Genomic DNA, 26,563 nt, shown 5'->3' with positions numbered 1-26,563 from the left:
TGCTGCTGTGCACTGGCTGCCATCATCGCGTCCACGACGACGGCTGGGGCATCGAAATGCGCGGCACGGGCACCGGGGGAGAAGTGTGGTTCATCCCGCCCCCGTGGCTCGACCGCGCCCGCACGCCCCGCCGCGGCATGAACACCCACTTCGGCCTCGCCGCCTGACCGCGCCCGAGCGGGCGCCGGTGCGTATCGCGCGCTGACCGCGCCCGCGCGGGCGCCCGTTCGTGTCGCGCGCATGCGCGGTTCACAGCGTTTCCGCACCCGCTCACGGCGCGCGCGGTCGGGCGCGGGGCATGCGGCGTCATAGTCTCGGAGGCGGATCATGAATCGCCTCCTCGTCGCCGTCCTCGCAGCGGTCGACGCCGTCGTCGCGGCGGTCGTCGGCCTCGGTGCCGTACTCGCACCGCTCGTGCTGCTCTGGTTCACCGCCTTCTCCGGAGCGCCGTGGGGCGCCCTGTGGCCGACCACCGCCCGCGTCTGGGAGCTCGGCAACCTCGTGCCGCTGCACCTCGAGCTGGGCGACGGCCTCGTCGCGGCGGCCGGCATCGCGCCGGATGCCGCCGGGTTCGTCGTCTCGCTCGCGCCGCTCGCGTTCGCGGGCTTCGTGCTGCTGTTCGCGGCGCGATCCGGGCGCCGTGCGGCGCGCGCGGGGGAGTGGGTCACCGGCGTCGCGTCCGGAACGCTCGTGACCGCCGCGATCGCGCTCGTCGTGCTCCTGACGTCCGGAACGCCCGTCGCCGTCGTGAACGCCTGGCAGGCCGCGCTCTTCCCCCCGCTGATCTACCTGCTCGGGGCGCTCGCGGGCGCCGTCGCGGCCGCATGGGGCGATGGGGACGGCGGCATCGTCGACCGGGTGCACGATCGCGTCGATGACCTGCCGACCCTGTGGCGGGCGACGCCGCCGATCGCGGTGCGCGCCGCGGGGATCGGCGTCGTCGGGCTGCTCGGCGTCGGGGCGCTCGCGCTGTTCGCGGCCGTCGTCACCGGCGGCGGCGAGATGATCACGCTGTTCGAGGCGGTCCAGGTCGATGCGGTCGGGGCGACGGGGCTCACCCTCGCGAACCTCGCGTACCTGCCGACCTTCCTGGTCTGGGCGCTGGCATGGGTCGCCGGCCCCGGGTTCGCCGTCGGCTCGGGCACGGTCGTGGCCCCGACGGGTGCCGATCTCGGCGTCGTCCCCAGCCTGCCGGTCTTCGGTCTGATCCCCGAGGCGGGTTCGTCCTGGCTCCTGCTGGTCGCGCTGCTCCCGGTCGGCGTCGGCGCGCTCGCCGGGCTCGCGGCGCGGATCCGGCTGCTGCAGGAATGGCGGGCCGAGGGCATCGACGACGAGGGGCCGGAGCCGTGGCTGCCGCGCCTCGCCCTCGCGGCCGGCATCGCGATCCTCGTGGCGGCGGCGGCCGCGCTGCTGGCGGCCATGGCATCCGGATCGATCGGCCCCGGCCGGCTCGTCGACGTCGGCCCGCACGCGGGCATGGTCTTCGTCGTCGTGGCCGCCGAGGTGCTCGTCGGCGCCGCCGCGATCCTGCTGGCCCCGCGCCGGCGCGAGCAGGCCTGGACCGAGCTCGGCGACTAGCGGCGCGATATCGTCGGAGGTGCACCACTCCCCGTCGGAAGGACCGCCCCGTGACCACGCCTGAAGCACCCCTGCGAGCACTCGTCACCGGAGCCACGAGCGGCATCGGCGCGGCCACCGTGCGCCGGCTCGTCGCCGAGGGCTGGTCCGTCGTCGCGTCGGGCCGCCGCGCCGACCGCCTCGCCGCGCTCGCGGACGAGACCGGGTGCGACACCTTCGTCGCCGACCAGACCGACGCGGAGCAGATCGCCGCCCTCGCCGAGCACGTCACGGCGGGCGGCGCCCTCAACGCCCTCGTCAACAATGCGGGCAACGCCTTCGGACTCGAGCCCGTCGCGACGGGCGACGTCGACAACTGGCTCCGGATGTACGAGCTGAACGTGATCGGCACCCTCCGGATCACGCAGGCGCTCATCCCGGCGCTGCGCGCGTCGGGCCGCGGCGACATCGTGACGATCACGTCGACCGCGGCGCACGGCGCGTACCCGGGCGGCTCCGGCTACACGGCGAGCAAGTCGGCGGAGCGCGAGATCGTGCAGACGCTGCGCCTCGAGCTCGGCGGCGAGCCCATCCGGGTGATCGAGATCGCCCCCGGCGCCGTCGAGACCGACTTCTCGCTCGTGCGCTTCGACGGCGACTCCGAGCGCGCGGCCGCCGTGTACGCGGGGTACGAGCCGCTCACGGCCTCCGACATCGCCGACACCGTCGCGTTCACGCTGACGCGCCCGCACCACGTCAACATCGACACCCTCATCGTGCGCCCCCGCGCGCAGACGAACAACACCACGATCCACCGCGACGCGTAAGCGCGGCACGGGCGCCCGGCGTCCGGCGGGCGCCGCCGAGCGCCGTGCGTCGGCGTGCGTGCGGCCCGGCGGGGCCGAGCGCATAGACTGGCTGACGTGTTCTCGGTCGTGGTTCTGATATCCGGCAGCGGTTCCAATATGCGAGCGCTGTTGGAGGCGGCCAGCGACCCCGACTACCCGGCGCGGATCGTCGCCGTCGGCGCCGACCGGCCGGCCGACGGCCTCGAGCACGCCGCCGACTTCGGCATCCCGAGCTTCGACGTGCCGTTCACGGCGTACGCATCGCGCGAGGAATGGGGCGAGGAGCTCGCGAAGCAGCTGCGGGCGTGGAGCCCCGACCTCGTCGTGCTCAGCGGCCTGATGCGACTGCTGCCCGCCGCCGTCGTCGAGGAGTTCGGCCCGAACATCGTCAACACGCACCCCGCCTTCCTCCCAGAGTTCCCCGGCGCCCACGGCGTGCGCGACGCGCTCGCGGCCGGCGCGGAGCGGACGGGAGCGAGCGTGATCGTCGTCGACGACGGCGTCGACACCGGCCCGATCCTCGCGCAGGAGCGGGTCGAGATCGCCCCGGACGACACCGAGTCGAGCCTGCACGACCGCATCAAGCCCGTCGAACGCCGCCTGCTGATCGACGTGGTGCGCCGCGTCGCCACGGGCGATATCGACCTGACGAACCCCGCCTGAGCAGAAGGAGACCTCATGTCCGGCCCCCGTCACGACGCGTCGCTGTACCGCGAGCGCGATGTTGTCCCGATCCGGCGCGCGCTCATCTCCGTGAGCGACAAGACCGGCGTCACCGAGCTCGCCACGGCGCTGCAGGCGGCCGGCGTCGAGATCGTCTCGACCGGCTCGACCGCCCAGCGCATCCGCGAGGCCGGCGTCGAGGTCACCGACGTGGCTGCCGTGACCGGCTCGCCCGAGATGCTCGACGGCCGCGTCAAGACGCTCCACCCGAAGGTGCACGGCGGCCTGCTCGCCGACCTGCGCCTCGAGCACCACGAGACCGAGCTCGGCGAGCTCGGCATCGAGCCGTTCGAGCTCGTGGTCGTCAACCTCTACCCGTTCGTCGAGACCGTCGCATCCGGATCGCCCGCGAACGACATCGTCGAGCAGATCGACATCGGCGGCCCCGCCATGGTGCGCGCCGCGGCGAAGAACCACGCGAACATCGCGATCGCCGTCAGCCCCGAGTCGTACCCGACGATCATCGAATCGCTCGCGAACGGCGGCACGACGCTGACGAGCCGCCGCGAGCTCGCCGCCCGCGCGTTCGCGCACACGGCCGCCTACGACACGGCCGTCGCCGCATGGTTCGCCGAGGACACGCTGGCCGGCGACGCCGACGGCATGCCGGGCCAGCTCACGATCCAGGCCGAGAAGATCTCCGACCTGCGCTACGGCGAGAACTCGCACCAGCGCGCCGCGATCTACACCCGCGTCGGCGGCCACGGCATCGCCCAGGCGAAACAGCTCCAGGGCAAGGAGATGTCGTACAACAACTACGTCGACGCCGACGCCGCGCTGCGCGCCGCGTACGACATGCAGCTTCCCGCCGTCGCGATCATGAAGCACGCCAACCCGTGCGGCATCGCCGTCGGCGAGTCGAAGGCGATCGATCAGATCGCGTCCGCCCACCTGCGCGCGCACGAGTGCGACCCGCTGTCGGCGTTCGGAGGCGTGATCGCCGCGAACCGCTCCGTGACGCTCAAGATGGCCGAGAACCTGCGCGACATCTTCACCGAGGTCATCATCGCGCCCGACTTCGAGCCGGCCGCTCTCGAGGTCTTCCGCGAGAAGAAGAACCTCCGCGTGCTGCAGCTCCCCGCCGACTGGAAGCAGGAGCGCATGGACGTGCGCCTCGTCTCCGGCGGCGCCCTGCTGCAGGACGCCGACCTCTTCGGCGAGGACATCGAGGCCGTCGCCGAGAGCTGGAAGCTCGTCGCCGGTGAGAAGCCCGCGAACATCTCGACGCCCGAGCTCGTGTTCGCCTGGAAGGCGTGCCGCGCCGTGAAGTCGAACGCCATCGTGCTCGCCGACAAGCTCGCGACCGTCGGCATCGGCATGGGCCAGGTCAACCGCGTCGACTCGTGCAAGCTGGCCGTCGAGCGCGCGGGCGACCGCGTGGTCGGCTCGATCGCCGCCTCCGACGCCTTCTTCCCGTTCTCGGACGGCCCCGAGGCGCTCATGGACGCGGGCGTCAAGGTCATCATCCAGCCTGGCGGCTCCGTCCGCGACCAGGAGACGATCGACCTCGCCAACGAGCGCGGCGTCGCCATGTACTTCACCGGCGAACGCCACTTCTTCCACTGAGTCGTTGCCCACGAGAGCGGGGCTGCCCCCGAGACTCAGGTCTCGGGGGCAGCCCCGTTCCCGGCTCAGGCCGCTTCGCGGGTCAGGAGCGCGCGCTTCACGTCGAGGCCCCACGCGAAGCCGCCGAGCGTGCCGTCGCTGCGGAGCACGCGGTGGCACGGCGTGAACAGCGCCGGCGCGTTCTTCGCGCAGATCGACGCCGCGGCGCGCACGGCGCTCGGCGAGCCCAGCTCCGCCGCGAACTCGGCGTACGTGAGCGGGGCGCCCGGGGTGATACGTCGCAGCGTCGCCCAGCCGCGCAGCTGCAGCTCGGTGCCGTGATGGCGCACCGGCACGGCCGCGATCGCACCGAGCTCGCCGGCGTAGTACGACGCGACCGCCTCGGCCGGGGCCGGCGTCGAGCCGGGCCGGGCCTCCGCCGGCCGGTGGGCGGGGCGCAGGCGCGCGAGCAGGCGCTCGGCCGAGTCCGTCCATCCGGATGCGAGCACGGAGCCGTCGCCGTCGGCAAGGATCGTGAACGGGCCGTCGGGGGTGTCGACGGTCTCGAAAGTCGCGGTGCTCATGGCGCCTCCTGCGTGGGTGGTTGTGCTTCTGCGAGCGGCGGGTCGCCGCTGAGCGGGGCGGCCGTGCGCCACAGGTGCGCGGACAGGTACGACCGCCACGGCGCGGCCCGTTCTGCCCACGCCGCGAGCGGCTTCGGCTCGGCCGGGATCCCGGCGACGGCCGCGCCGTTCCGCAGCACGAGGTCGCCTGGCAGCAGGACATCCGGGTCGTTCAGAACCCGCATCCGCACGTAGTCGGCCGTCCACGGCCCGATGCCGCGCATCGCCAGCAGCGCCGCTCGCTGCCGGTCGCCGTCGTCGGCCCCCGTGAGTACGAGCTCGCCGGTCGCCAGGGCTTCGGCGGCGCCGAGGATCGCGCGCACCCGCGAAGCGGGGCCGCGCAGCACCTCGTGGCCGCGTTCGGCGATCGCCGCGGCCGTCGGGAACAGCAGCCGCTCGGCGCCCGCGATCTCGACGCTCTCGCCGAGCGCCTCGGCGAGCCGCGTGAGGTGCGTGCGCGCCGCGGGCACGCTGATCTGCTGGCCGACCATCGCCCGGACGAGCATCTCGTGCGGGTCGGCGGTGCCGGGCACCCGGATGCCGGGGACGCGGCCGACGAGGGGCGCGAGCTCCGGGTGAGCGGAGAGGGCGGCATCGATCGCGACGGGGTCGGCGTCGAGGTCGAACAGCCGACGCACGCGGGCGATCAGGGTGCCGAGGTCGGAGAGGTCGCGCACGTGCGCCGTCAGGCGGATGCGGTCGGTGTCGCCCGGCGCCGGCGGCTCGGCGTGCGTCACCTCGAACCACGCGGCCCCGCCCGGCAGGCGGATAGTGCGGGCGAAGCGGGCCGCTCCGGCTTCCTCGGCGCCGTCGACGACGCGGGCGCGCAGCCAGGCGAAGACGCCGGCGGCGTCGAACGGCCGACGAACGGGAAGGCTGAGCCGGATGGCGGCGGGTGTCGGGGCGTGCGTGCGGGGGCCGTGCGTCGTGCCGGGAGCGGCGATGCGTCGGCGCCGCCGCGCACGCAGCTCGGTCGGGGTGATGCCGAAGACCTCGCGGATCGTGTCGTTGAACTGGCGGATGCTCGCGAAACCCGCCGAGAAGGCGACGTCGGCGGCGGGGAGGTCGGTCTCGATCAGCAGGGTGCGCGCCGTCTGGGCGCGATGCGCGCGCGCCAGCGCCAGCGGGCCGGCGCCGAGCTCGACCCGCAGCAGCCGGGTGAGATGCCGAGGCGAGTAGCCGAGCGAGCCGGCGAGCCCCGGAACCCCGCCGCGTTCGACGGCGCCGTCGGCGATGAGCCGCATCGCGCGGGCCGCCGCGTCTCCGCGCACGTTCCACAGCGGTGATCCCGGTGCGGCCTCGGGGAGGCACCGCTTGCACGCGCGGTAGCCGGCCTCGTGGGCGGCGGCGCTCGTCGGATAGAAGGTGACGTTCGCCGGCTTCGGGGTGCGAGCGGGGCAGCTCGGCCGGCAGTAGATCCCCGTCGACCGCACGGCGGTGACGAACTGACCGTCGAAGCGGGCGTCGCGCGCGTCGATCGCGCGGTACCGCTCGTCGAAGGTCATATCCGCTGACATGCCCCCAGCCTGGCACAGCAGCGCGCGCCTGACTAGCGGAAAACGGACACGGGAGTGGCGCGGGCGCGGTGCCCCGTCATCCGGTGCGAGCCGCGCCCGTCGGGGACGACTGCGAGCGGGTGGGGCGGGCACGCCCTGACGGGGCCCGCGAGCGAGGCGGGGCACCGCTCGTCGCGGTGGCGCCGGGCCCGCGCATGCGCTCGGCGGGCGCCCGGCGGCGCGGGAGAACGGCGACGGAGTCTCGTTGGGGGAGGGGGATACGAGACCCCGCCGCCGGCATGGGACAGGGCGCCGCGAGGCGCCCTGAAGTGTTGGGGTGGTGCGGTCGGCGCCTCAGAGGCGCGCTTCCGCGATGACATCACCGTACTCCGTCTCACCCACGGGAGTGAAGCCGACACGGTGGAAGAACGCCTCGGGGCCGTCCTCGCCGGGCTCGTACAGCACGTTCACGTGGTCGAGGCCGCGCGAGCGCGCCTCCGAGAGCAGCGCCTCAACGGCGAAGCGGCCGACGCCGCGGCCCTGGTCGTCCGCGTCGACGTTGATGCGCCACAGCACCGAGTCGAGGTAGTCGACGTCGGCGCCGCCGCCGAAGCTGGCGCTGATGAAACCCACGACCCCCTCGTCGTCGACGATGACTCGCTGCCACGTCGATGCGGGGTCGAGAACGGTCGCGGCGATGCCGTAGGAGACGGGCGCGAGGAACTGTTCCTGCCCGGGCTTCAGGGACAGGTTGTTCACCGCCACGATGGTGTCGGCCGAGAGTTCCACGAGTCGCAGGTCCGTCATGGAGACAGACTAGGGCAACCGTCGGGAGTACGGAAAGCCCCGCAGGTCACGAAGCGACGTCGAACCGAGAGCGGGCTCCGGGCGGCGCATCTGCGCCATCCGAAGCCCGCTCGAAGAAGGGGTTACGCGTGCACCCAGACCTCGAGACCGTAGCCGTAGCCGTTCTCGTCGTAGTGGATCGGCGACCAGTCGTACAGCCACTTGGCTTCGCTCGGGGTCATGTTCACACAGCCGTGGCTCGCGGGGCTGCCGAAATTGTTGTGCCAGTACGCGCCGTGGAAGCCCTCGTCCTGGTTGAAGTACATCACCCACGGCACGTCGGGCTGCAGGTACGGCGTGCCCTCGGGGTCGGGGCTCGACATGTCCTGGATCTCGAGCTTCGAGCTGATGCGGAAGTGGCCCTGGTCCGTCTCGTGGCCGGGAAGGCCGCTCGAGATCGTGAACGACTTCACGACCTCGCCGTTCTCGATCGCGTACGCCTGCTGGGCGCTCAGGTCGACCTCGAGGCTCCGCTCCTTCTGCGTCACATCGGCCTCGACGACTTCGACGTCGAGCTTCTCGGTCGCCTCGCCCTTCTCGAGCGCGGCCGCGAAGTCGGCGGCGACGCCCTCGGTCGTCTTGAGCTTCCAGCCGTCCTGGCCCTCGCCGCCCGAGATCACGAATCCCTGGCTGTCGACGATCTGCTCGGCGTCGACCGCCTCGCGGTCGACCTTCTCGGGGAGGGAGGCGACGGTCTTCTGAATCGCGTTCTCGTCCGCGGCGACGGCGAAGCCGCCCTCGCCGTCGGGGATGACCTCGAGCCACGCGCCGATCTGCTCGGGCGTGACCGCGACGGCGCGCTCGTCGCCGACGTAGAAGCCGGCCTTCTCGGCCATGCCGTTGAGCGCCTTCGCCTGCTTCTTCGCGGCGTCCGTGCTCGTCGTCGGTGCGATATCGACATCGGTGGCCTCGACTGTGATGCCGCCGTCGCCGTTCACGAGCGCCGCGCTCAGGTCCTCCGCAAGAGCGTCGAGGTCGGGGCCTGAACCGGCCTCGGCCGCAACGGGCGTGAAAGCGCCGCCCTCGAACACGACCTGCGCGTCGACGGGCTCGACGAAGAGGTCCGGGATCTTGGCCTTGAGCGTCTCAGCGGCCTGCTCGTTGTCGATCGTGACCGTCGGCGCGTACGGGTCCTCCGGATGCCAGTCCGTGACCTTCCAGAGCGGGTGGTCGCGGAACGCCTGCTCGGCGGCCTCCTTGGCGTTCACCTCGGCACCGAGCTCTTCGCCCGTGACCTCCGTGCCGCCGATCTCGATCGTGGCATCGGCGACGCGCTCCTCGATCGCGGCCGCGGCCTGGCCCGCAGTGTGGAACCCGACGGACGTACCGGCGACGGCGACGCCCGGCGCGATCAGGATCGTGGAGGCGCCGATCACGGCGGCGACGACGAGCGCCGAGGGAATGCCGATGCCGAGCCACAGGCCCGTGCGCCGCTTCCGGCGCGGCTGGTCGGCGGTGAGGTCGGTGACCTCGACCTCGTCGATCGGCGTGGTGCCCTCGTTCGTCATCTGATGTACCCCCTGGCCGCTCCTGGATATCGGCGGTCCTCGTCCCAGCATAATTCGGGCGTGTCGTGCGAACACCGAGAACCGATCACGATGAGGGAACGATCGCGAGATACCCGTCTGCACGGTCCGCTGTGCGCAGGTCAGCCCTGGCGATCGGGGCGAACCAGCAGCACAGAGGGTTCCTCCATGATGTCTTCCCGACGGGTGCAGACGGCGACCTCGTCACAGACGACGAGCTCGCCCGAGCGGAGCGCCCGCCGACTGTGCGAGCGCCGAAGGCAGCCTGAGGCACAGGCGCTCGGGACGACTATGCGCGCATCGGCAGCACGCGATCGATGCCATCGCGCTCGAACGCAGGAGCGCCGGGACCGGACGACGCGCTTGCGCCGTCCGCATCGTGCGCGCGGCTACCGCACTTCCGTTCGACATTCGACGCCAGGGGGATCTGATGCGAGGCGCTCTCGAGGATGTGCATCAGGTAGCCCGCTGTATTCGGCAGCGCGATCACGTCCCCGACCGCGATCCCGTGCGGGAACGCGAGGCGCCGACGCAGGATCAGTTCTTCCTCGATGCAGTAGGCGCCCACGAGGAAACCCTGGAACGGCATGGACGGATGCGAGGAGGAACCGCCGCCTGTGCGCACCAGGATCGGGTCGACCAGGAAGTCATCCGACGTCGAGCGGCACTGGGTGCGGTTCATCTCCAGCCCGACGAGCGGCACTCCATCGCTGGTGGTGGTGCGCTGGATGACGCGTGCAAGGGTCATGCCGCAGCCGTCCAGCATCGACCGGCCGGGCTCGCACCGCAACTGCACGCCGCGCTCGCGGAGAGCCCGCGCCACGGTGACCCCTGGGTGGATCTCATCGTGGAGGAGCGTCCGGAGCCAAGGGCCGCGGACGACCTCCTGATGGTAGGGGTAGACGCGCGCCAGCGGCTCCCCGCGCCACGTGGGCGGCACGGCGGACGCGTCCGCCGCGGACCGGTCATGGGCCTCCCAGAAGGCATCCCACTGGCTGGCGGAATCCAGGTAGCTCATCGGCACCCCGCCGCCGATGTCCACGAAAGCGTCCTTCTCGGCCAAGCCCCGCTCCCGCAGCCGGTCGATCAGGTCCAGGCTCTCACGGAGAGCGACCGCGCGCGCAGCGGCGTCGTAGCCGTGCAGGTGGAAGTGCACCCCGTCGACGCGGAGCAGTTGTCCGAGCCCGCCGCCGTCGATGAGCTCGAGCCAGGTGCGGGCCGATTCGCCGAACCGCGTGGGAGGGATCACGTCGGTGGGCTCCGGAGCGAGGCGAAGCGCCACAGGGAACGACGCCTCGCGGGCCGCCGTCGTCCTCGTTCGGCCGGCCACGATCTCCTCCGCCACGACCCGCGCAGCCGCGACCTCATCGATGTTGTCCAGCACCAGCAGCGAACCCGACTCCAGCGCGAGACGGAGGACCGCCCGGGGCTTGATGGCGGCGCTGACCACCACATCCCGAACGGGCACGCCGGCGTCGAGCACCTGACGCAGCTCCCGCTCGCTGCCGACATCCACCCCGAGCCCAGCGCGGCGCGCGGCGCGCACCATTCCGAGGGTCTTGTTGGCCTTGCGGGCGACGAAGATCCGCACGTCCACGCCGGACTCGTCGGCGACCTCCGTGAGCTCAGCGGCGTTCCGCGGAAGAGCAGAGAAGTCGTGCACGTTGAGCGGACTCCCGTACTGCTCCAGCAGCGCGGAGCACGTTCCAGGGTCAGAGAGGAGTTCGCGCATCCACGGTTCGAGCCGGGCGGCGAGCGGCGGGGTGCCGTGGCAGCCCTCGCGCAGGGTGAGTTCCTCGGTCATGGCACATCCTCCGGTTCGGCGGTCTCGGTGAGGGAACGTTCGTCGACGGGGTGTGCCGGGCGGGCTCCCCGGCGTCCCCCGGCGGGAGGGGGAGTGGAGACTCGGCCCGCGATCCGCTGTGCCCAGCGGCGCCCCTCCTCGTGCAGGCGGCGGTTCAGCGTGTCGTGCCCGATCACGTGATCCTCGGTCGGGCGGCCGATCAGCGCCAACCCGTCGGTGGCGTCGGCGACGGCGGCGGCACGGGAGCGAGGACGGGGGTGGACGGGTGCGCCGGCCTCATCGACCATCGCTCCCCGCCTGCCCGGCCGCACGTGCACGAGCCCGCGGCGCAGGAGCGCGCGGCTCAGCCGGTCGGTGATGTCACGCACCCCCGGCGGGGTCAGCACCGCGTCGATCACGACGTCGACATCGCGGGTCGCCCGGCCGGAAACGTCGTGAGGGCCCTCGCCGTCGATCTGGATCCCGGCGTCGAGCCAGGACAGGTCGACCGCGCCGGATGCGATCATCGCCAGCAGCTTCCGGGCGTTGACGAGGGGCGGGCCGAAGGCGAACCGCTCCAGCACCCGCGCGGTGTGCCGGAATCGGCGCCACTCCGCCTCCGAGGCGTCGCAGTCGCGCAGGCTCGCCGAGATCCGAGGATACAGCGCCTGCCACAGACGTCCGAGAGCGAAGGCCGGGCCGGGAGGGCGGGCGCCCTCCGCGGTCTCGATGCTCCGTCGCAGCGCGCCCTCGGCTCGGCCGAACCCGCGGGGCAGGTCGGGCTCCGCGCCCGTGCGCAGCGTGCTCTCGACGGCTTCTCGCGCGTCCTCGCCGAGTGCCGCGACAGCCGCGTCGATCAGGATCTCCTGCACCGTGTCCGGGCCGAACGGTCTCGCGCGGGCTCGGGTATGGGCGTCCTCCCTCCTCGTCCCGCCGCCGAGAACATCGTCGGCACCGGGGAGGGGCGGCAATCGCGAGCTCGCGGTCTCCGCGGCGCGTCTGATCGCCTCGGGCAGCGGTGTGCCCGGGGCCGGCTTGGCGTCGAGCAGCAGCCCGTGTCTGGTGATCGGTCGGATCACGGCGGGTTCGTCGTCGCCACGGCGGTGAACCAGTCGGAATCGGCCGTCGGCATCGGGGGCGAAGACGCCGCCGCGGCCCTCTGTGAGCGACAGGCACGCGTCGAGGAAGGTCAGCGCGCCGCCGCGCACCGCGACCCTCGAGCCCGCCGGCACGCGCGCGGACGTCAGCATCCGCTCGACGGGGAGCGCCGCCGGGATGAGAGGGATCGACGAATGCCAGTGCCGGGCGAGCGATCCCTCGTGACCCGCTGCATGTCCGCTGGCGATCAGCACTTCGTCAGCGGTTCGGGTCGCGGGCCCGGGACTTTCATCCGTGACGACGTGCCAGGCCCCTCCGGTTCGGCGCACGTCCGTGACGCGAGCGGAGACGAGGGTCACGTGGGCGTGCGGCGAGAGGTCCTGCACCATCCGCTGCCAGCGCTGCGCGAGATACTCGCCCACGACAGCGCGCGGAGGGTGCGGGTCGTCGGCCAGCTGAGGATGCGTTCCGTGCACCCAGGCGGGGAAACCGGGGAAACCGCCGGTGACCGGTTCGTCGAGGATCGTCGCGCTCACGTTCAGCCGCAGATGCGGCGGTTGGCTCGGGTCATATGCGGTGCCCGTGCCCGGCACCCGCACGGTGTCGATCACCGTCACCTCGCGGCGAGGAGCGGCAGGACCGCGTCTCAGCTCCGCCGCGAGCTCCTCGAGGGCGTACAGCGCCTTCGGCCCGGCGCCCACGACGACGATGCGCAGGGACGGCGGGGCGCTGCGGATCGCGCCGGCGGAGCCGCGCCGAGTGCTCGACCGCGGGACGGGCGGCTGATCACCCACGCCGGGCTGTCCTGCGCAGCTGGTCGAGCTCCTCCGCGATCGCATCGGGATCGGCAGCGAGGGTGTCGAGCACCCACTGATCGTCGTACACGGTCTCCAGGTAGGGCACGCCGCCGTCGTGCACCACGAACACCACCCGCGTGCCGGCTTCGAGATCCGGGATCAGCCCTCCGAGTGCGCTGACGATGCCGCCGGTCGATCCGCCGGCGAGGATCCCTTCCGTGCGCGCGAGGTGCCGGGCTCCGACAACGCAGTCGACGGCCCTCACTCGGACGACCTGGTCGGGTTCGACCTGGGTCGACAGCTCGGTGACCACCCCAGCACCCATGCCCGGCAGGGGGCGGGGCGCGGCGGTGCCGCCGAACAGCACGCTGCCGACCGCATCCACCGCGACCACGCGCGTGTCCATGTGGTGGTCGCGGATGTACGCGGCGCTCCCACCGATCGTGCCGGTGGTGGACACGGCCGCCATCAGCACGTCGACCCGATGCCCCGTCGCCTCGGCGATCTCCCGCATCGTGCCGTCGTAGTGAGCGCGGGGGTTCGCGGGGTTGCCGTACTGGAAGAGATTGACCGCACCGGGGATCTCGGCGAGCAGCTCCTCGACGCGGTGGAACCGCGCAGTGAGGAGGTCGCCCGTCTCGGGGTCGGGTTCGGAGACCACGTCGACCTCGCCGCCGAGCGCTGTGATGATCCGCACAGTGGTGGCGTTGGTCCTGGCGTCGACGACGCAGACGAACCTCAGTTCGTGGGCATTGCAGGCGCGGGCCAGTGCCACGCCGAGGTTGCCGGAGGACGACTCGACGATCGTGCCGCCGCGAGCCAGACGGCCGGACTCCAGGGCATCGCGGACCATTGCCATCGCGGGCCGGTCCTTCGTCGAGCCGCCGGGGTTCACGGACTCGAGTTTTGCGAGGATCTCCACGCCCGACTCGGGGAACAGCGCATCGAGACGCACGAGGGGCGTGTTTCCGACGGCTTCGTTGATACCGGCGACGATCGACGACGTGGGCATGGGATCACTCTACGGAGATGCCGGGGTCAGCAGTGCGCTTCTCGGCCCACGGGATCTCCGGGGAGCGGAAGAATCGGATGCCCTGCTCGCGCCAGGCGGGGGCCATGGCCGCCACCCGTGCGCGGAACTCCTGCCATGTGCGCTGTTCGCTGCCCAGCGGCCCCGACCACGCGGCCTCCGAGGCCGAGGCGATGCGCGGGAACACCATCCGCTCGAGCGTCTCGGAACCCCCGATCGTCTCCGTCCAGATCGCCGCCTCGACGCCCAGGAGGCCCCCCTCCGCAACACCGGGGACCACGGCGGCCGGCTCCCACTCGTACGAGCGGCGCACGCTCGTCGGGCCGTTCGCCCAGACGAGGCCGGCCGGGCTCTCCGCGTCGTACTTCATGTCGAGGTAGATCGCATCGGCGGGGGAGAGGATCAGTCGGCCCCCACGCTCCACGAACGCGCGCGCCCGCTCGGCGTGGCCGGGCTCGGGCACGACGAAGTTCCAGTACTGCCCGATCGTGCCGCGCGCGGTGTCGGCGGCACCCGCCTCATGCCACGCGACGGGGGTCTTGCCCGTCTCGGCCACGATGCGGCTCGCGAGGCCGACCATCCGGGCGTAGTCCGCCCGCGAGGTGCCGAGCGCCTCGTCGCCGCCGAAGTGCAGCAGCGGGCCGGGCGTCAGCTCGGCGATCTCGCCGATCACCTCCCGCAGGAAGGTCTCGAGCCCAGGGGCGTCGGCGCGCAGCGACGAGAACCCGACCGCCATTCCCGTGTACGGCTCTCCTGGCGTCGGCTCCCCGCCTCCGTGCTCGCGCACGACCTCGAGCACGTGCTCCGAGAGCACGGGGGCGGCGGCGAGCTCCGGATGGCTGAGCCCGATCGCGTGGGTGTGCCCCGGGAGGTCGAACTCCGGGATCACGGTCATGTGGTGCGCCGCGGCGTGCGCGACGATCCTGGCGAAGTCGCCGCGCGAGTACCGGCCGCCGGTGCCGCTTCCGACACCGGTCGACGAGCCCCGCTCGGCGAGCTCGGGGTGCGAGTCGAGCTCGAGCCGCCAGCCCTGGTCGTCCGTGAGGTGCAGGTGCAGGGCGTTCAGCTTCAGATCGGCGGCGCGCTCGATCAGGGCCTCGACCGTCTCGACCGGGTGGAAGCGCCGCGCGACGTCGAGCATCACGCCCCGGTGCCGGAACCGGGGGACGTCCCGGACCTCGACGGCCGGGACCAGCGGGCCGTCGGCGTCGGCCGTGAGCAGTTGCGCGACCGTGCGCTCGGCGTAGAAGGCGCCGGCCTCCGCGGCGGCGCGCAGGTGCACGCCGCCGGCGTCGACGCGCAGGGCATAGCCCTCCTCGCCGAGCTCCCCCGCGAGGCCGGGCGACACGATCCTCACGGCGTCGGAGAGGACCCGCGCGAGTGCCTCGGCGCGAGTGCCGGGGCCGGGGCGGTGCGGCCTGCCGCCTTCCACGACGGACGACGGCCATGGCACGAGGGGGAGGGTCATGCCGGGCAACATACCCGCGATCGTGCGCGGCGTCGAGCGGATGTCACAGGTTTGTAAAGTTCCTGAACAAATCTGGCCCGCGCTGTTGCGCGATCCGAGTTTGTAAGTTTTGCTTACAAACATGTCAGAGCCGACTGCCGCCGCATCGAGCGGCTCCGCCCGCCGCGCCAAGGTGCTGCCGGAGGGCGTCAGGGCGCACAACCGCGCCCTCGTGCTGACCACGCTCTTCCACGCCGGCGCGATGAGCCGCGCCGACCTCGCCCGCGAGACGGGCCTGACCCGCGTGACGACCTCCGACCTGGTCGGCGAGCTCGTGGCATCCGGCGTCGTCGTCGAACAGGGCACCCGCCCCGGGGCGCGCCCCGGCAAGCCCGCCGTGCTCGTCGACCTCGACCGCGCGAGCCTGAAGGTCGTCGGCATCGACCTCTCCGACGCGCACGAGCTGCGCGGCGCCGTGATCGATCTCGCGGGTGTGGTCGGCGAGCGCGCCGCCGTCCCGCGGCCGGCCACGGGCGACGGCGCCCTCGACGCCGTCGAGGGGCTCGCCGCCGACCTGCTCGGTCGGGCTGGCGGCCGCGTGCTCGGCGTCGGCGTCGGGAGCCCCGGCATCGTCACGGCCGACGGCACCGTCGCGACCGCGCCCAACATGGGCTGGAGCGACCGCCCCGTGCAGCGGGAGCTGCGCGACCGGCTCGGTGCCCCCGTCTACGTTGCGAACGACGCCGACGTCGCCGCGCTCGCGGAGCGAACGCTCGGGGGAGCGGCCGGCGACTTCATGCTCGTCAAAGTCGGCCTCGGCGTCGGCGCTGGCGTCGTCGCGGCCGGCGACCTCGTGCGGGGCGCGCGGGGGGCCACCGGCGAGATCGGCCACGTCACGGTCGGCACGGACGGCGGACCCCGCTGCGCCTGCGGGCGCGACGGCTGCCTCGAATCGTGGCTCTCCATCCGGGCGATGGAGGAGAGGATCGCCGCGGGAGCCGACCCGAGAGCCGTCCGCCGCGACGCCGGCGAGCGGCTCGGCATCGCGCTGGCCCCCGTGCTCGGCGTGCTCGACCTCGCCGAGATCATCCTCTCCGGCCCGGCGGAGCACCTCGACGGCCCCGTGCTCGACACGGCTCTCGACACGCTGCGGGAGCGCACGTTCCGTCACGACGACGTGCGCGTGCGGCTCTCGGCGCAGGGGGAGGACGTCGTGCTGCGCGGCGCCGTCGTCCTGCTGCTGCACGGCGAGCTCGGCGTGACCTGACCCCTCTCGACCCCGCGGGCACAGCGGCCCGCAACCCCTGCACACGCAAAGAAGCGCATTCGGAAGGAACGGACACATGAAGAAGAAGGCATACCTCGCGGCACTCGGAGCCGGCGCACTGGCGCTGGCCGGCTGCTCCGGCGGCGGTGGCGGCGAGGACGCGGCGCCGGCCGAGAGCGGCGAGCTGACCGTCTGGCTCGTCGGGACGGACACCCCGCAGGAAGCGCGGGACTACCTCACCGAGACGTTCGCGGCCGAGAACGACGGCTGGACGCTGGCGATCGAGGAGAAGACGTGGGCCGACGTCTCCGAGACGTACGTGGCGGCGCTGCAGTCGAACGATGCACCGGATGTCGTCGAGGTCGGCAACACGCAGGCCATCGGCTTCATCGACCAGGGCCTGTTCGCCGACATCAGCGACATCCGGGGTGATCTCGGTGACCTGAACCCCGGCCTCGAGGAATCGGGCACGTACGAGGACACCCTGTATGCCGCGCCGTACTACGCGGGCGGCCGCGTGGTGTTCTACACGCCCGAGCTCGTCGACGCCGACGGCCTCCCCGAGACCCTCGACGAGTATGTCGAACAGGGAATCGGGTACCGCACGGATGCCCTCAGCGGCATCTACGCGCCGGGCAAGGACTGGTACAACATGCTCCCGTACGTGTGGGCGAAGGGCGGCGAGATCGCCGTGCAGGACGGCGACGCGTGGGACGCGCAGTTCTCGAGCCCCGAGTCGCAGGAAGGCCTGAAGCTGCTGCAGAAGGTGTACGACGAGGCGTCGAACGCCCCGGCCGACGGCGACGAGGCCGACGCGAACGTGCCGTTCTGCAACGGCGAGATCGCGTTCCTGTCGGCGCCGGCGTGGATGGCCGGCTCGATCCAGGCGCCGGCCGACGCCGACGTTCCCGGCTGCGCCGACACCTTCGGCGCCGACCTGCACGCGTTCCCGCTGCCCGGCGAGACGGCGGGGGAGCCGGCGCCGATCTTCGCGGGCGGCTCGAACGTCGCCGTCGCCGAGCTGAGCGAGAACCAGGCGATGGCGAAGGAGGCCGTGAAGCTCATGCTGTCGCAGGACTACCAGGACCTGATGGCCGGCGCCGGCCTGACGCCCGCCCTCCTCGAATCGAACGACGCTCTGCCGGACAACGACATCGCGCAGTCGCAGGCCGCTGCGCTCGCCGTGTCGAAGAGCGTGCCGACGACGCCGAAGTGGCAGGAGGTCGAGTCGAGCCTGATCATCCAGGACTCGCTCGTCCGCATCGCCCAGGGCGAGGACACCGCGGCCGTCGCAGAGGAGCTCGACGCCCAGATCGAGTCGATCCTCAACGGCTGATCCCCTGGCGGGCCCGCCAGGTCTCTCGGGGCGGGCCCGCACCCTCGGCCGTGATCCGGCCGCCGTCGTGCCGCGCGCATCCGGAGCGCCGGGGCACCGGGCATCCGGAGGCCGAGCCGTGCCCGCGGGCCGGAGAATCCAGAAAGGAGCGGGAGTGACCGCAATCACCTCGCGCCCCGAGTACTTCGAGCGCGTCGCCCGTCGGCAGCGCCGGCAGGCGCGCGCCGCCTGGGCCCTGCTGGCGCCGTCGATCGGCCTGATCATGCTGATGACGGGGTACCCCGGCATCATGATGGTCTGGCAGTCGTTCACCGACTACCAGGTGCGCAACAAGGTGCAGGGCACTGCGCCCGAGTTCATCGGCCTGCAGAACTACACCGACATCATCACTTCGAGCGACTTCCCCGTCGTCGTCGCCCGAACGGTCGGCATCATGATCGTCACGACGACGCTCATCATGATCGGCGGCGTGCTGATCGCGATCCTGATGACGAAGCTCGGCCGTGCCATGCGCCTGCTCGTCTCGGTCGGGCTGCTGCTGGCGTGGGCGATCCCGCCCCTGACCGCGACGGTCGTGTGGGGCTTCATCTTCGACACCGAGTACGGGCTCGTGAACTGGGCGCTGAACGCGCTCACGGGCACGCAGGACTTCCACAACCACTCGTGGCTGCTGAACCCATGGACCTTCATGCTGGTCCTGACGATCATCGTCGTCTGGGGTGCCATCCCGTTCGTCGCGTTCACGGCATACGCCGGGCTCGGCCAGGTGCCGCGCGAGACGATCGAGGCGGCCGAGATCGACGGGGCCGACGGCTGGCGCCGCTTCTGGAGCGTCGTCTTCCCCGCCGTGCGCCCCGTGCTCGGGGGCGTGCTCATCCTGCAGATCATCTGGAACATGAAGCTCTTCACGCAGGTGTACGCGCTGCAGACCCGCGGCGGCATCGCGGCCGACACCAATGTGCTGCCGGTCTACCTGTTCCGCCAGGGCATCGGCGAGTTCGGCGCGACGAGCGCTATCGGCATGCTGATCGTCGTGATCATGCTCGCGATCAGCTGGTTCAACATCCGGCAGCTTCTCAAGGAGGAGGACTCGTGAGCTCCCTGGCCACCCGCGCCATCACCGCGCCCCGTCGGGCCCCGGAGCCCGGCCGCCCGCGCACGCACGCGAACCGCGTGCTGCTGAACGCGATCGCGCTCGTCGTCTTCGCCTGCAGCGTGTTCCCGGTCTACTGGATGGTGAACCTCTCGTTCACCCCGGGGAACGAGATCATCTCCCGCCGGCCGTCGCTCGTCCCCGACGACCCGACGCTCCTGAACTACGTCACGGCGTGGACGCGGCCGGCCGCGCCCGGCCAGACCGACTTCCCGAACGCGCTGCGCACGAGCCTCACGATCGTCGTCATCGTCGTGCTCGTCGCCCTGCTGTTCGCGTTCCTCGCCTCGATCGCGCTCGCGCGCTTCCGGTTCCGCGGGCGCCATGCGTTCATCGTCGCGATCCTCGTCGTGCAGATGATCCCCGGCGAGGCCATGATGTTCACGGTCTACAACCTGGTCGACGACATGCACCTGATGAACACGATCCTCGGGCTGTCGCTCGTGCACACGGCGTCCGTCATCCCGTTCACGATCTGGGCTCTGCGCGGCTTCGTCGCCGGCGTTCCCGCCGAGCTCGAGGAAGCCGCCCAGATCGACGGATGCTCGAAGCCGCAGGCGTTCTGGAGAGTCACGTTCCCGCTGCTCGCGCCCGGCCTGGTCTCGACCGGCATCTTCGCCTTCATGCAGTCGTGGAACGAGTTCACGATGGCGCTCCTGCTGATGAAGGACAAGAACCTCACGCTGCCGACGTGGCTGAACTCGTTCCAGTCGGCGACCGAGGCGACCAACTACGGCGCGGTCATGGCGGCGTCGACGCTCATCTGCATCCCGGTCGTGATCTTCTTCCTGATCGTCCAGGGCCGGATGACCGGCGGCCTCGTCTCCGGGGCGGTGAAAGGGTGAGCGCGGCCCCGGTTCCGCACGGCGCTGATGCCGGCCGTGCGGGAACGGCACCTCGGGGAGCGCCCCGAGTCGAGGGGGAGGGCCCGGTTCGGGCGATGGCCGCTCCGCCCGGGTCCGCCGCGGACCTCGGGGCGCTGCGGGTCGGCGTCGATGTCGGCGGCACCAAGGTCGAGGCCGTGGCGCTGGACGCATCCGGTGCCGTCGTCGCGCACGCCAGGCAGCGCACGATCGCGGGCCCGCGCGGTGTGGCCGCGTCGATCGTCGACGCCGTGCGGGCGCTCGGCGTGCGCCCCGCATCGGTCGGCGTCGGCGTCCCCGGCCGCGTCGACGGCGCGCGCGTGCGCGACGCCGTGAACCTCGGGCTGACCGACGTCGAGCTCGGCACCGTCCTCGCCGCCGAGCTCGGTGTGCTCGTCGAGCTCGCCAACGACGTCAACGCCGCGGCGCTCGGCGCGCACGCGGCGCGGGCGTCCGGTGTGCCGGCCACCGGCGGGCCCGGCACGGGCCGGGCAGGCACCGGCGCCGGTGCCTCCGGCGCGAGGGAGCCGGCGGAGTCGCTCGCGTACCTCAACATCGGCACGGGTGTCGCGGCGGGCATCGTGATCGGCGGTCGCGTCCTGCGCGGCGCCGACTCCGTTGCGGGCGAGATCGGGCACCTCTCCATCGACCCAGCGGGGCCGGAGTGCGCTTGCGGGCAGCGCGGCTGCGTCGAGGCGTTCGCCGGCGGCGCCTCGGTCGCGCGCCGGTGGGGTGGCGGTGCGGAGCACCCGGTGCGCGAGGTGTTCGACCGCGCGGACGCCGGGGACGCGCGCGCCGCCGAGCTGGTCGCCGGCGTCGCTTTCGGGATCGCGGCGGGGGCCCGCACGCTCGCCCTCGCCGTCGACCCCGACCGCTTGGTCATCGGAGGCGGCGTCACCCGGATAGGGGAGCGCCTGCGCGCCGCCGTCCTGGCCGCGCTGCGCGACAGCGCGGCGGGGTCGCCGTTCCTCGCGTCGCTCCGCCTCGACGAGCGCATCGAGTTCCTCGCCCCGGGCGAGAGCGTCGGCGCGATCGGCGCGGCGCGACTGCTCGCGTAACCGCGGCCGCTCATCCGGCCGCGCTTCATCCGTCGCGGTGACGATATCCGCGCCACGATCGCGATTTTCAGCGCGTCATCTGCGACTTCGACGGGTGGGGCGTGGGGTGCGGCGTCCGCTACAGGCTGCGGAGGCGGTGCGCGAGGCCGATCGCGACGGCGGCGACGCCGAAGCCGAGGCCGAGCCACGGCAGGTCCAGGCCCCACAGCGCGATCGTGGCGCCGACGAACACCATCAGCTCCACAACGATCCGGATGAACGGATGCACCGAGAGCACGGCCTTCGGCGAGACGAAGAGCGCCCACAGCACGATCGCGATGCCCGGCGTGACGATGCCGAAGACGATGTTCGACCAGAACGGCCAGGCGAGAAACCCCCACAGGGCGAGGATCGCGAAGGCGGCGAGCTCCGAGAGGAGGCGCAGGACGTCGAGTGCGGTGATGCGCCGGATGGGCTGCTCGGATGCAGGGTTCGCCATGGGGCCAGTCTATTTCCGCGCGGTGCAAGGCTTCCTGGGCGAAGAAAAAGACTCTCCGCGCACCCGACAGAGCCCGGTTACCCTTGCTGCGTTTCCGCCCTGGGGGAGTTGGCCTGGATGCCGTCACGCGGAGAGCCGACGACAAGTCTAACCGACCGCGACCGGGCGGCGCACATCGCGTGTCGATCCCCGGTGCCCGCCGCGACCCCGTGCCGATGTGGGCGGCCGCCGATAGGCTGGGTGCGGCCGATATGACGAAGGGGCTCCATGCCTGAACCGAAGATGGCTCCCGGCGAGTTCCGCGCGGCGACCGATGGCATCCTCAGCGCGGTCGGCGGCGTGGTCGAGGGCAGCGAGCGGGTGATCCGCTCCGCCGTCGTCGTGATGCTCGCCGAGGGGCACCTCCTGGTCGAGGACGTGCCGGGCGTCGGCAAGACGATCCTGGCGCGGGCGCTCGCCGCGTCGGTCGGGGCCGATGTCCGCCGCATCCAGTTCACGCCCGACCTGCTGCCCGGCGACATCACGGGCGTCTCGGTCTTCAACCCCGCGACGCGCGAGTTCGAGTTCGCCCGCGGCGCCGTGTTCAGCAATGTCGTGATCGCCGACGAGATCAACCGGGCCTCGCCCAAGACGCAGTCCGCCCTGCTGGAGGCGATGGAGGAGCGGCAGGTCTCGGCAGACGGCCACAGCCACGCCCTGCCGGCGCCGTTCCTCGTGGTCGCGACGCAGAACCCGCTCGAGATGGACGGCACGTACGCGCTGCCCGAGGCCCAGCTCGACCGCTTCATGATGCGGCTGTCGATGGGCTACCCCGACGCAGAGGCGGAGGCGCTCATGCTGCGCCAGCGCGAGACGCGCAACCCGCTCGACGACGTGCGCTCCGTCGTCGGGCCAGCCGACGTCATCCGGATGATCGACTTCGTGCGGCACGTGCACGTCGCTCCGGCGATCGAGTCGTACGCCGTCTCGCTCGCGCGGGCGACGCGCCAGCACGCCGACCTCGTGCTCGGGGCGAGCCCTCGGGCGACCCTGCAGCTCGTACGGGCCGCCAAGGCGAGCGCGGCCCTCGACGGGCGCGGGTTCGTGGTTCCGGACGACGTCGCCGCGCTCGCCCGAGCCGTCTTCTCGCATCGGCTCATCCCGCACGCCCACGCCGGTGCGCGCGCCGCCGAGGCGTCGGAGCGCGCCGTCGCCGAGGCCGTCGGCCGCGTTCCGGTTCCGGTCGTCGGGGGCTGAGACCATGCGACGCCGGTCGGTGCGGTTCGCCCTCACGGGGCGCGGCGTCTCGGTGCTCCTCGGCGGGGCCGTGCTCGTGTTCGGCGGGGCGGTGCTCGCCAGGGTCGAGCTCGCGCTCGTCGGCTGCGCGCTCCTGTTCGCGGGCGCGGCCGCGTGCGTCGTCCTCGCCTTCTCGCGCGGTCCGCGCGCCGCCCAGCGCACCGTCGCCGGTGCAGCCGAGGTCGGCGAGAGCGTGGCCGTCACGACGGTGCTCGGCGGGCGGATGTCGCTCGTCGACGAGGTGGAGGACCGCGTGCCCGACGAGGTCGAGCGGTCGGATGCGCAGGTGCCGGCCGCGGGGACGATCGCGTACCGTGTGGGAGCGACCAGGCGCGGTTCCTACCCGATCGGCCCCGTGCGGGTGCGCAGCCTGTCGCCCTTCGCCGTGGCCAGGGTCGACCGCGACCTCGGCGGCACGGACGAGCTGATCGTGCTGCCGCCCGTCGCGCCCCTCGCGCCGCTGCGCGCTCGAGGGGCGGGCCGCGGCGATGAGCTGCTGTCGCGCGCCGGGCAGGGGGTCGAAGACCTCGTGCCGCGCCCGTACACGCCCGGCGATTCGACCAGGCGCGTGCACTGGCGCGCGTCGGCGCACCACGGTCGGCTGATGGTGCGTGAGGACGGCGATGAAGCCGCGCCCGTCGCGCTCGTCGTGCTCGACCGGTCGAAGACGGGGTGGCGGGGCTCTGCGGCGTTCGACGCGGCGGTGAGCGCGTGCGCGTCGGTCGCCGCACGGCTCACGGGTGATGGATTCGCCGTCTCCGTCGCCGACACGAACGGCGACGCGATCGCGCACCTCGGCCCGCACGCCGACCTCGGCGCGTTCCTCGTCACGTGCGCCCGCCTCGAGCGCAGCGCCGTCGGGGCCGTGACGGGCGGCGACCCGGGCGCACGCGCGCGGCGCAGGGCGGGCGCGGCCCCGCTGCGGGCCGATGGCGCCGGGGCGGTCGTCGTGATCGGGAGCCCCGAGGCGGGGCCGACGTCGCCCGCGCCCCACATCGCTCTCGTGCCGCCCGGCTCCGGCCTCATGCCGGGTTGGCGCACGGCGGAGCTGAGCGCCGACGTCGCCTCGGCGTGGCGGGCCGCCTTGGGCGGAGGCGCGTCGTGATGATCGCGCCCTCCCGCTCGGGGCCCACGGGCCGGCGCGCTCCGCGCCTCGGCCAGCGGTTCGTGCGCGACCAGGGTGCGCCCGATGCTCCGCGAGCGGCAGGCGCCCGGATGCGCCGCGGCGATCTGCCGAGAGGGCGTCTCCGCGCCGTCGCCGGGGGTGCCGCATGACCGTCGCGCCTCCGCTCCCTCCTGCCGCCGAGGCCGCCGCCCCGCAGCGGGTCAGCGAACCGTCGTCCGCGCCGCGGGCCGCGCGCCGTCCGCGCGGCCCGCGCGTCGTCGCGGAGCTCGCGGTGTGGGCCGCCGTGCTCACGGCGCTCCTGCCCGCGACAGGCGTCTTCTCGCCGCCCTGGTTCGGGCAGGCCGCGCTGGCGGCGCTGGCCGTCGTCGCGGCGGGCGCCGTCGCACGGCGCGCGGGGTGGTGGGCCGCGCTCGCCGCGGAGGTCGTCGTGTGGCTGGCCGCGAGCGCCGTCGCCTTCCCCGCCGCGGTCGTGGGCGGCTTCCTGCCGTGGCCGAGCGGTGCGTGGGCCGTGCCCGATATGGTCGCGACGGCGGCGGAGCAGCTCTGGTTGGGCGTGCCGCCGCTGTCGCCCGAGCCGGCGCTGCTGTTCGTGCTGGTCGCCGCGGCGGGGCTGATCGCCCTGCTCGCGGAGCAGCTCGCCGTGGGGGCGCATTCGCCGATCTCGGCGGTCGTCCTCCTCTCGGCGGTGCTCGTCGGCCCTCAGCTCGCGGTCCCGCGCGGTGACGACCTCGTGCTCGCGGTCCCGTTGGCGCTCTCGGCGCTCTGGCTCCTCGCCGTCGCGCGCCCCGGTGCCCGCAGGGCCAGCGCAGGGGCGGGCTTCACGACCGCCGTGATCTCGTTCGCATCGGTGACCGCCGCCGTTGTCGCCGCGCCCGCCGTGCCGACGTTCCCCGCGTTCGGGCAGGGCGTCCTGCCGTCCTCCCGCGCGGTCGATGTGTCGCTCGACCTGGGCAACGACCTCCGGAACACGTCGTCCGAGCAGGTCCTCACGGTGCGCACCGAGGCCGATGCCGCGCCCTACCTCCGTCTCGCGACGAACACGATCTTCGACGACGAAGGCTGGCACGTGGACGAGCGCGGCACGGTGCCGCTGGGGGAGTCCACCGGTTTCGATGCGGGGAGCGCCCAGGAGCACCTCCTCGAGGCGGAGCTCATGCGTGCGCGCATCGGAGACGTCGAAGCCGAGACCCCGTACCTGCCGCTTCCCGCGCGCACGTTCGACATCCAAGGCCTCGAAGGCGCCTGGTTCGCCGATCGCGAGACGAGCGTGCTGAGCACCGACGACACGGTCGAGGGCGCGCAGTACACCGTGAGCTCCTCGGTTGTCGCACCGACGATCGAAGCGATGAGGGTCTCGCCATGGGTCTTGGGGCCGCGGGCGGGTGCCGGCTCGGATGCCGGGCTGGTCGCCGACTATCCCGATGCGGCCGCCGAAGTGCCCGACGAGGCGGTGTCCGGCGCGATCGGCGACACGGCGCGCGAGGTGACATCCCGGGCAGCGACACCGTACGAGGCGGCGCTCAGCCTGCAGCGCTGGCTGCGCTCTCCCGAGTTCCGCTACTCGCTCGACGCGCCCGTCGAGGCGGGGTACGACGGCAGCGATCTCACCGCCGTCGAGGCGTTCCTCGACGAGAGGGCGGGCTATTGCCAGCACTTCGCCTCGACGTTCGCGCTGATGGCGCGCTCGATCGGCATCCCGACGCGCGTCGTCGTCGGGTACCTGCCCGGCAGCGACACGGGCGAGACGGTGCGCGACGAGACCGTCTACTCGGTCTCGGCCGACCGCCTGCACGCGTGGCCGGAGGCGTACTTCGCCGGCGCGGGGTGGCTGCCGTTCGAGCCGACGCCGAGCATCGCCCGCGCGATCGGCGAGGACGCGCCGGATGACCTGGAGGACGCGGCCGCCCCGGAGCCCGGCCCCGACACAGAGGTCGAGGAAGACGTCGAGCCGGAGCCGACGGCGACGGAGGAGGCCGCGCAGGGTGCAGCGACGGGCCGGAGCGCGGGCGCGGGCGGCGGCATCGGCGGCGCGCAGGGCATCGCGATGCTTGTCGCGCTCGTGCTGCTCCTCGCCGCGCCGGTCGCTGTCCGCACGGCGCAGCGCTCCTACCGCATCCGGGCGGCCGCCCGCGGCGATGCGGCCGCGGCGTGGCGCGAGCTCCGGGCGACGGCGCTCGATGCGCGCCTCGACGTGTCCGGTTCGCTCTCGCCGCGCGCCCTCGGCGACCGCCTCATCGCGGAGGGAGCGAGCCCGGATGACGTGGGCGCGATCGTCGAGGCCGTCGAGCGGGCGTCGTACGGGCCGCCGAAACGGGAGCCGGCCGATCCCGCAGGCATCGACGATGCGCTGCGCGGCGTCGTGCGGGCGCTGCGCCCGCCGGGATCCGCGGCCGGCGCGGCCCGATTCCTCGCACCGCGCTCGCTGTGGGCGCGCGGCGGTTTGGGCGAGGCGCGCACGGCCGGGTAGGATGGTCGTCGGTCCGTTCGCGGGCTGAGGAGGATTCGCCTAGCGGCCTATGGCGCACGCTTGGAACGCGTGTTGGGTTCACGCCCTCGGGGGTTCAAATCCCCCATCCTCCGCCGAAGTCCGAAGCCCCGCCTCCCGCACACCGTGCGGGAGGCGGGGCTTCGTCGTGCGGGCGGGGCGGGCGCCGGAGCTCCGCCGGCTTCACTTCTTAGGCATGCCTA

General features: G+C 72.9%; 21 protein-coding genes, 1 tRNA gene and 1 other RNA gene. 13 read left to right on the top strand and 10 right to left on the bottom strand.

All coding sequences use genetic code 11. The features are described from left to right. The first annotated feature begins 327 nt into the window (after positions 1-327). The 4 genes from C0010_RS15230 to purH all read left to right on the top strand — a co-directional run bounded on the left by C0010_RS15230 (position 328) and on the right by purH (position 4,694). Entirely contained in the window at positions 328-1,578 is a 1,251-nt protein-coding gene (locus C0010_RS15230) for a cell division protein PerM (protein ID WP_158685330.1), read from the top strand. Between the two features lie 50 nt (positions 1,579-1,628). After that, positions 1,629-2,384, top strand: a complete 756-nt coding sequence (locus tag C0010_RS05600) for an SDR family oxidoreductase (protein ID WP_158685329.1) — start codon at positions 1,629-1,631, stop codon at positions 2,382-2,384. A gap of 96 nt (positions 2,385-2,480) precedes the next feature. Then, on the top strand, positions 2,481-3,068 hold the full coding sequence (purN, locus tag C0010_RS05595; RefSeq protein ID WP_105566073.1) for a phosphoribosylglycinamide formyltransferase: 588 nt from the start codon (positions 2,481-2,483) through the stop codon (positions 3,066-3,068). Positions 3,069-3,083: 15 nt separating this feature from the next. Beyond that, positions 3,084-4,694, top strand: a complete 1,611-nt coding sequence (gene purH, locus C0010_RS05590) for a bifunctional phosphoribosylaminoimidazolecarboxamide formyltransferase/IMP cyclohydrolase (RefSeq protein WP_105566072.1) — start codon at positions 3,084-3,086, stop codon at positions 4,692-4,694. 65 nt (positions 4,695-4,759) lie between these two features. Here purH and C0010_RS05585 read toward each other — a convergent pair whose 3' ends face one another. The 8 genes from C0010_RS05585 to C0010_RS05550 all read right to left on the bottom strand — a co-directional run bounded on the left by C0010_RS05585 (position 4,760) and on the right by C0010_RS05550 (position 15,340). Continuing rightward, positions 4,760-5,257, bottom strand: a complete 498-nt coding sequence (locus tag C0010_RS05585; protein ID WP_105566071.1) for a methylated-DNA--[protein]-cysteine S-methyltransferase — start codon at positions 5,255-5,257, stop codon at positions 4,760-4,762. Beyond that, positions 5,254-6,813: an AlkA N-terminal domain-containing protein gene (locus C0010_RS05580; protein ID WP_105566070.1), complete on the bottom strand. Its 1,560-nt coding sequence runs from the start codon at positions 6,811-6,813 to the stop codon at positions 5,254-5,256. The genes C0010_RS05585 and C0010_RS05580 overlap by 4 nt, the downstream gene beginning before the upstream one ends. A 333-nt stretch (positions 6,814-7,146) precedes the next feature. Beyond that, positions 7,147-7,599, bottom strand: coding sequence for a GNAT family N-acetyltransferase (locus C0010_RS05575; protein WP_105566069.1), 453 nt, complete (start codon positions 7,597-7,599; stop codon positions 7,147-7,149). A gap of 122 nt (positions 7,600-7,721) precedes the next feature. After that, a complete protein-coding gene (locus C0010_RS05570; protein ID WP_158685327.1) occupies positions 7,722-9,146 on the bottom strand; it encodes a L,D-transpeptidase family protein in 1,425 nt (474 codons plus the stop codon). A 307-nt stretch (positions 9,147-9,453) separates the two neighbouring features. Further along, positions 9,454-10,968: a type III PLP-dependent enzyme domain-containing protein gene (locus tag C0010_RS05565; RefSeq protein ID WP_105566067.1), complete on the bottom strand. Its 1,515-nt coding sequence runs from the start codon at positions 10,966-10,968 to the stop codon at positions 9,454-9,456. Continuing rightward, entirely contained in the window at positions 10,965-12,839 is a 1,875-nt protein-coding gene (locus C0010_RS05560) for an FAD/NAD(P)-binding protein (RefSeq protein ID WP_232531747.1), read from the bottom strand. The genes C0010_RS05565 and C0010_RS05560 overlap by 4 nt, the downstream gene beginning before the upstream one ends. After that, positions 12,832-13,854 carry a 2,3-diaminopropionate biosynthesis protein SbnA gene (sbnA, locus tag C0010_RS05555; RefSeq protein ID WP_105566065.1) on the bottom strand — a complete coding sequence of 341 codons (1,023 nt, stop codon included), beginning with the start codon at positions 13,852-13,854 and terminating at the stop codon, positions 12,832-12,834. The genes C0010_RS05560 and sbnA overlap by 8 nt, the downstream gene beginning before the upstream one ends. A gap of 4 nt (positions 13,855-13,858) precedes the next feature. Then, positions 13,859-15,340, bottom strand: a complete 1,482-nt coding sequence (locus C0010_RS05550) for a family 20 glycosylhydrolase (RefSeq protein ID WP_232531745.1) — start codon at positions 15,338-15,340, stop codon at positions 13,859-13,861. Positions 15,341-15,461: 121 nt separating this feature from the next. Here C0010_RS05550 and C0010_RS05545 point away from each other — a divergent pair, with 121 nt between their 5' ends. From C0010_RS05545 to C0010_RS05525, 5 genes are all read left to right on the top strand, one after another. After that, a complete protein-coding gene (locus C0010_RS05545) occupies positions 15,462-16,586 on the top strand; it encodes an ROK family transcriptional regulator (RefSeq protein WP_105566063.1) in 1,125 nt (374 codons plus the stop codon). Positions 16,587-16,662: 76 nt separating this feature from the next. After that, positions 16,663-17,922, top strand: a complete 1,260-nt coding sequence (locus C0010_RS05540) for an extracellular solute-binding protein (protein ID WP_105566062.1) — start codon at positions 16,663-16,665, stop codon at positions 17,920-17,922. Between the two features lie 154 nt (positions 17,923-18,076). Next, positions 18,077-19,018, top strand: a complete 942-nt coding sequence (locus C0010_RS05535; RefSeq protein WP_105566061.1) for a carbohydrate ABC transporter permease — start codon at positions 18,077-18,079, stop codon at positions 19,016-19,018. Positions 19,019-19,038: 20 nt separating this feature from the next. After that, positions 19,039-19,920 carry a carbohydrate ABC transporter permease gene (locus C0010_RS05530; protein ID WP_408631069.1) on the top strand — a complete coding sequence of 294 codons (882 nt, stop codon included), beginning with the start codon at positions 19,039-19,041 and terminating at the stop codon, positions 19,918-19,920. A gap of 95 nt (positions 19,921-20,015) precedes the next feature. Next, complete coding sequence (locus tag C0010_RS05525; RefSeq protein WP_232531740.1) at positions 20,016-20,996, top strand: ROK family protein; 981 nt, start codon at positions 20,016-20,018, stop codon at positions 20,994-20,996. Positions 20,997-21,114: 118 nt separating this feature from the next. On the opposite strand, the gene C0010_RS05520 is transcribed toward C0010_RS05525, so the two are convergent. Both C0010_RS05520 and ffs read right to left on the bottom strand, forming a co-directional pair. Beyond that, complete coding sequence (locus tag C0010_RS05520; RefSeq protein ID WP_105566060.1) at positions 21,115-21,474, bottom strand: YrdB family protein; 360 nt, start codon at positions 21,472-21,474, stop codon at positions 21,115-21,117. Between the two features lie 43 nt (positions 21,475-21,517). Continuing rightward, positions 21,518-21,614: signal recognition particle sRNA small type (ffs, locus tag C0010_RS05515), an RNA gene on the bottom strand. Positions 21,615-21,741: 127 nt separating this feature from the next. On the opposite strand from ffs, the gene C0010_RS05510 reads away from it, so the two are divergent. From C0010_RS05510 to C0010_RS05495, 4 genes are all read left to right on the top strand, one after another. Further along, entirely contained in the window at positions 21,742-22,710 is a 969-nt protein-coding gene (locus C0010_RS05510; RefSeq protein WP_105566059.1) for an AAA family ATPase, read from the top strand. 4 nt (positions 22,711-22,714) lie between these two features. Beyond that, the gene (locus C0010_RS05505; protein WP_105566058.1) at positions 22,715-23,854 is read left to right on the top strand and encodes a DUF58 domain-containing protein; all 1,140 of its coding nucleotides are present in this window, start codon (positions 22,715-22,717) and stop codon (positions 23,852-23,854) included. Between the two features lie 166 nt (positions 23,855-24,020). Continuing rightward, positions 24,021-26,342 carry a transglutaminase TgpA family protein gene (locus C0010_RS05500; protein ID WP_158685325.1) on the top strand — a complete coding sequence of 774 codons (2,322 nt, stop codon included), beginning with the start codon at positions 24,021-24,023 and terminating at the stop codon, positions 26,340-26,342. Between the two features lie 28 nt (positions 26,343-26,370). After that, positions 26,371-26,455, top strand: a tRNA-Ser gene (locus C0010_RS05495). Positions 26,456-26,563 lie beyond the last annotated feature (108 nt).

The organism is Microbacterium halophytorum, from assembly GCF_002970975.1.
Taxonomy (GTDB): domain Bacteria; phylum Actinomycetota; class Actinomycetes; order Actinomycetales; family Microbacteriaceae; genus Microbacterium; species Microbacterium halophytorum.
Note: the sequence above shows the minus strand (reverse complement) of the source record. Positions and strands in the feature narration are given on the sequence as shown.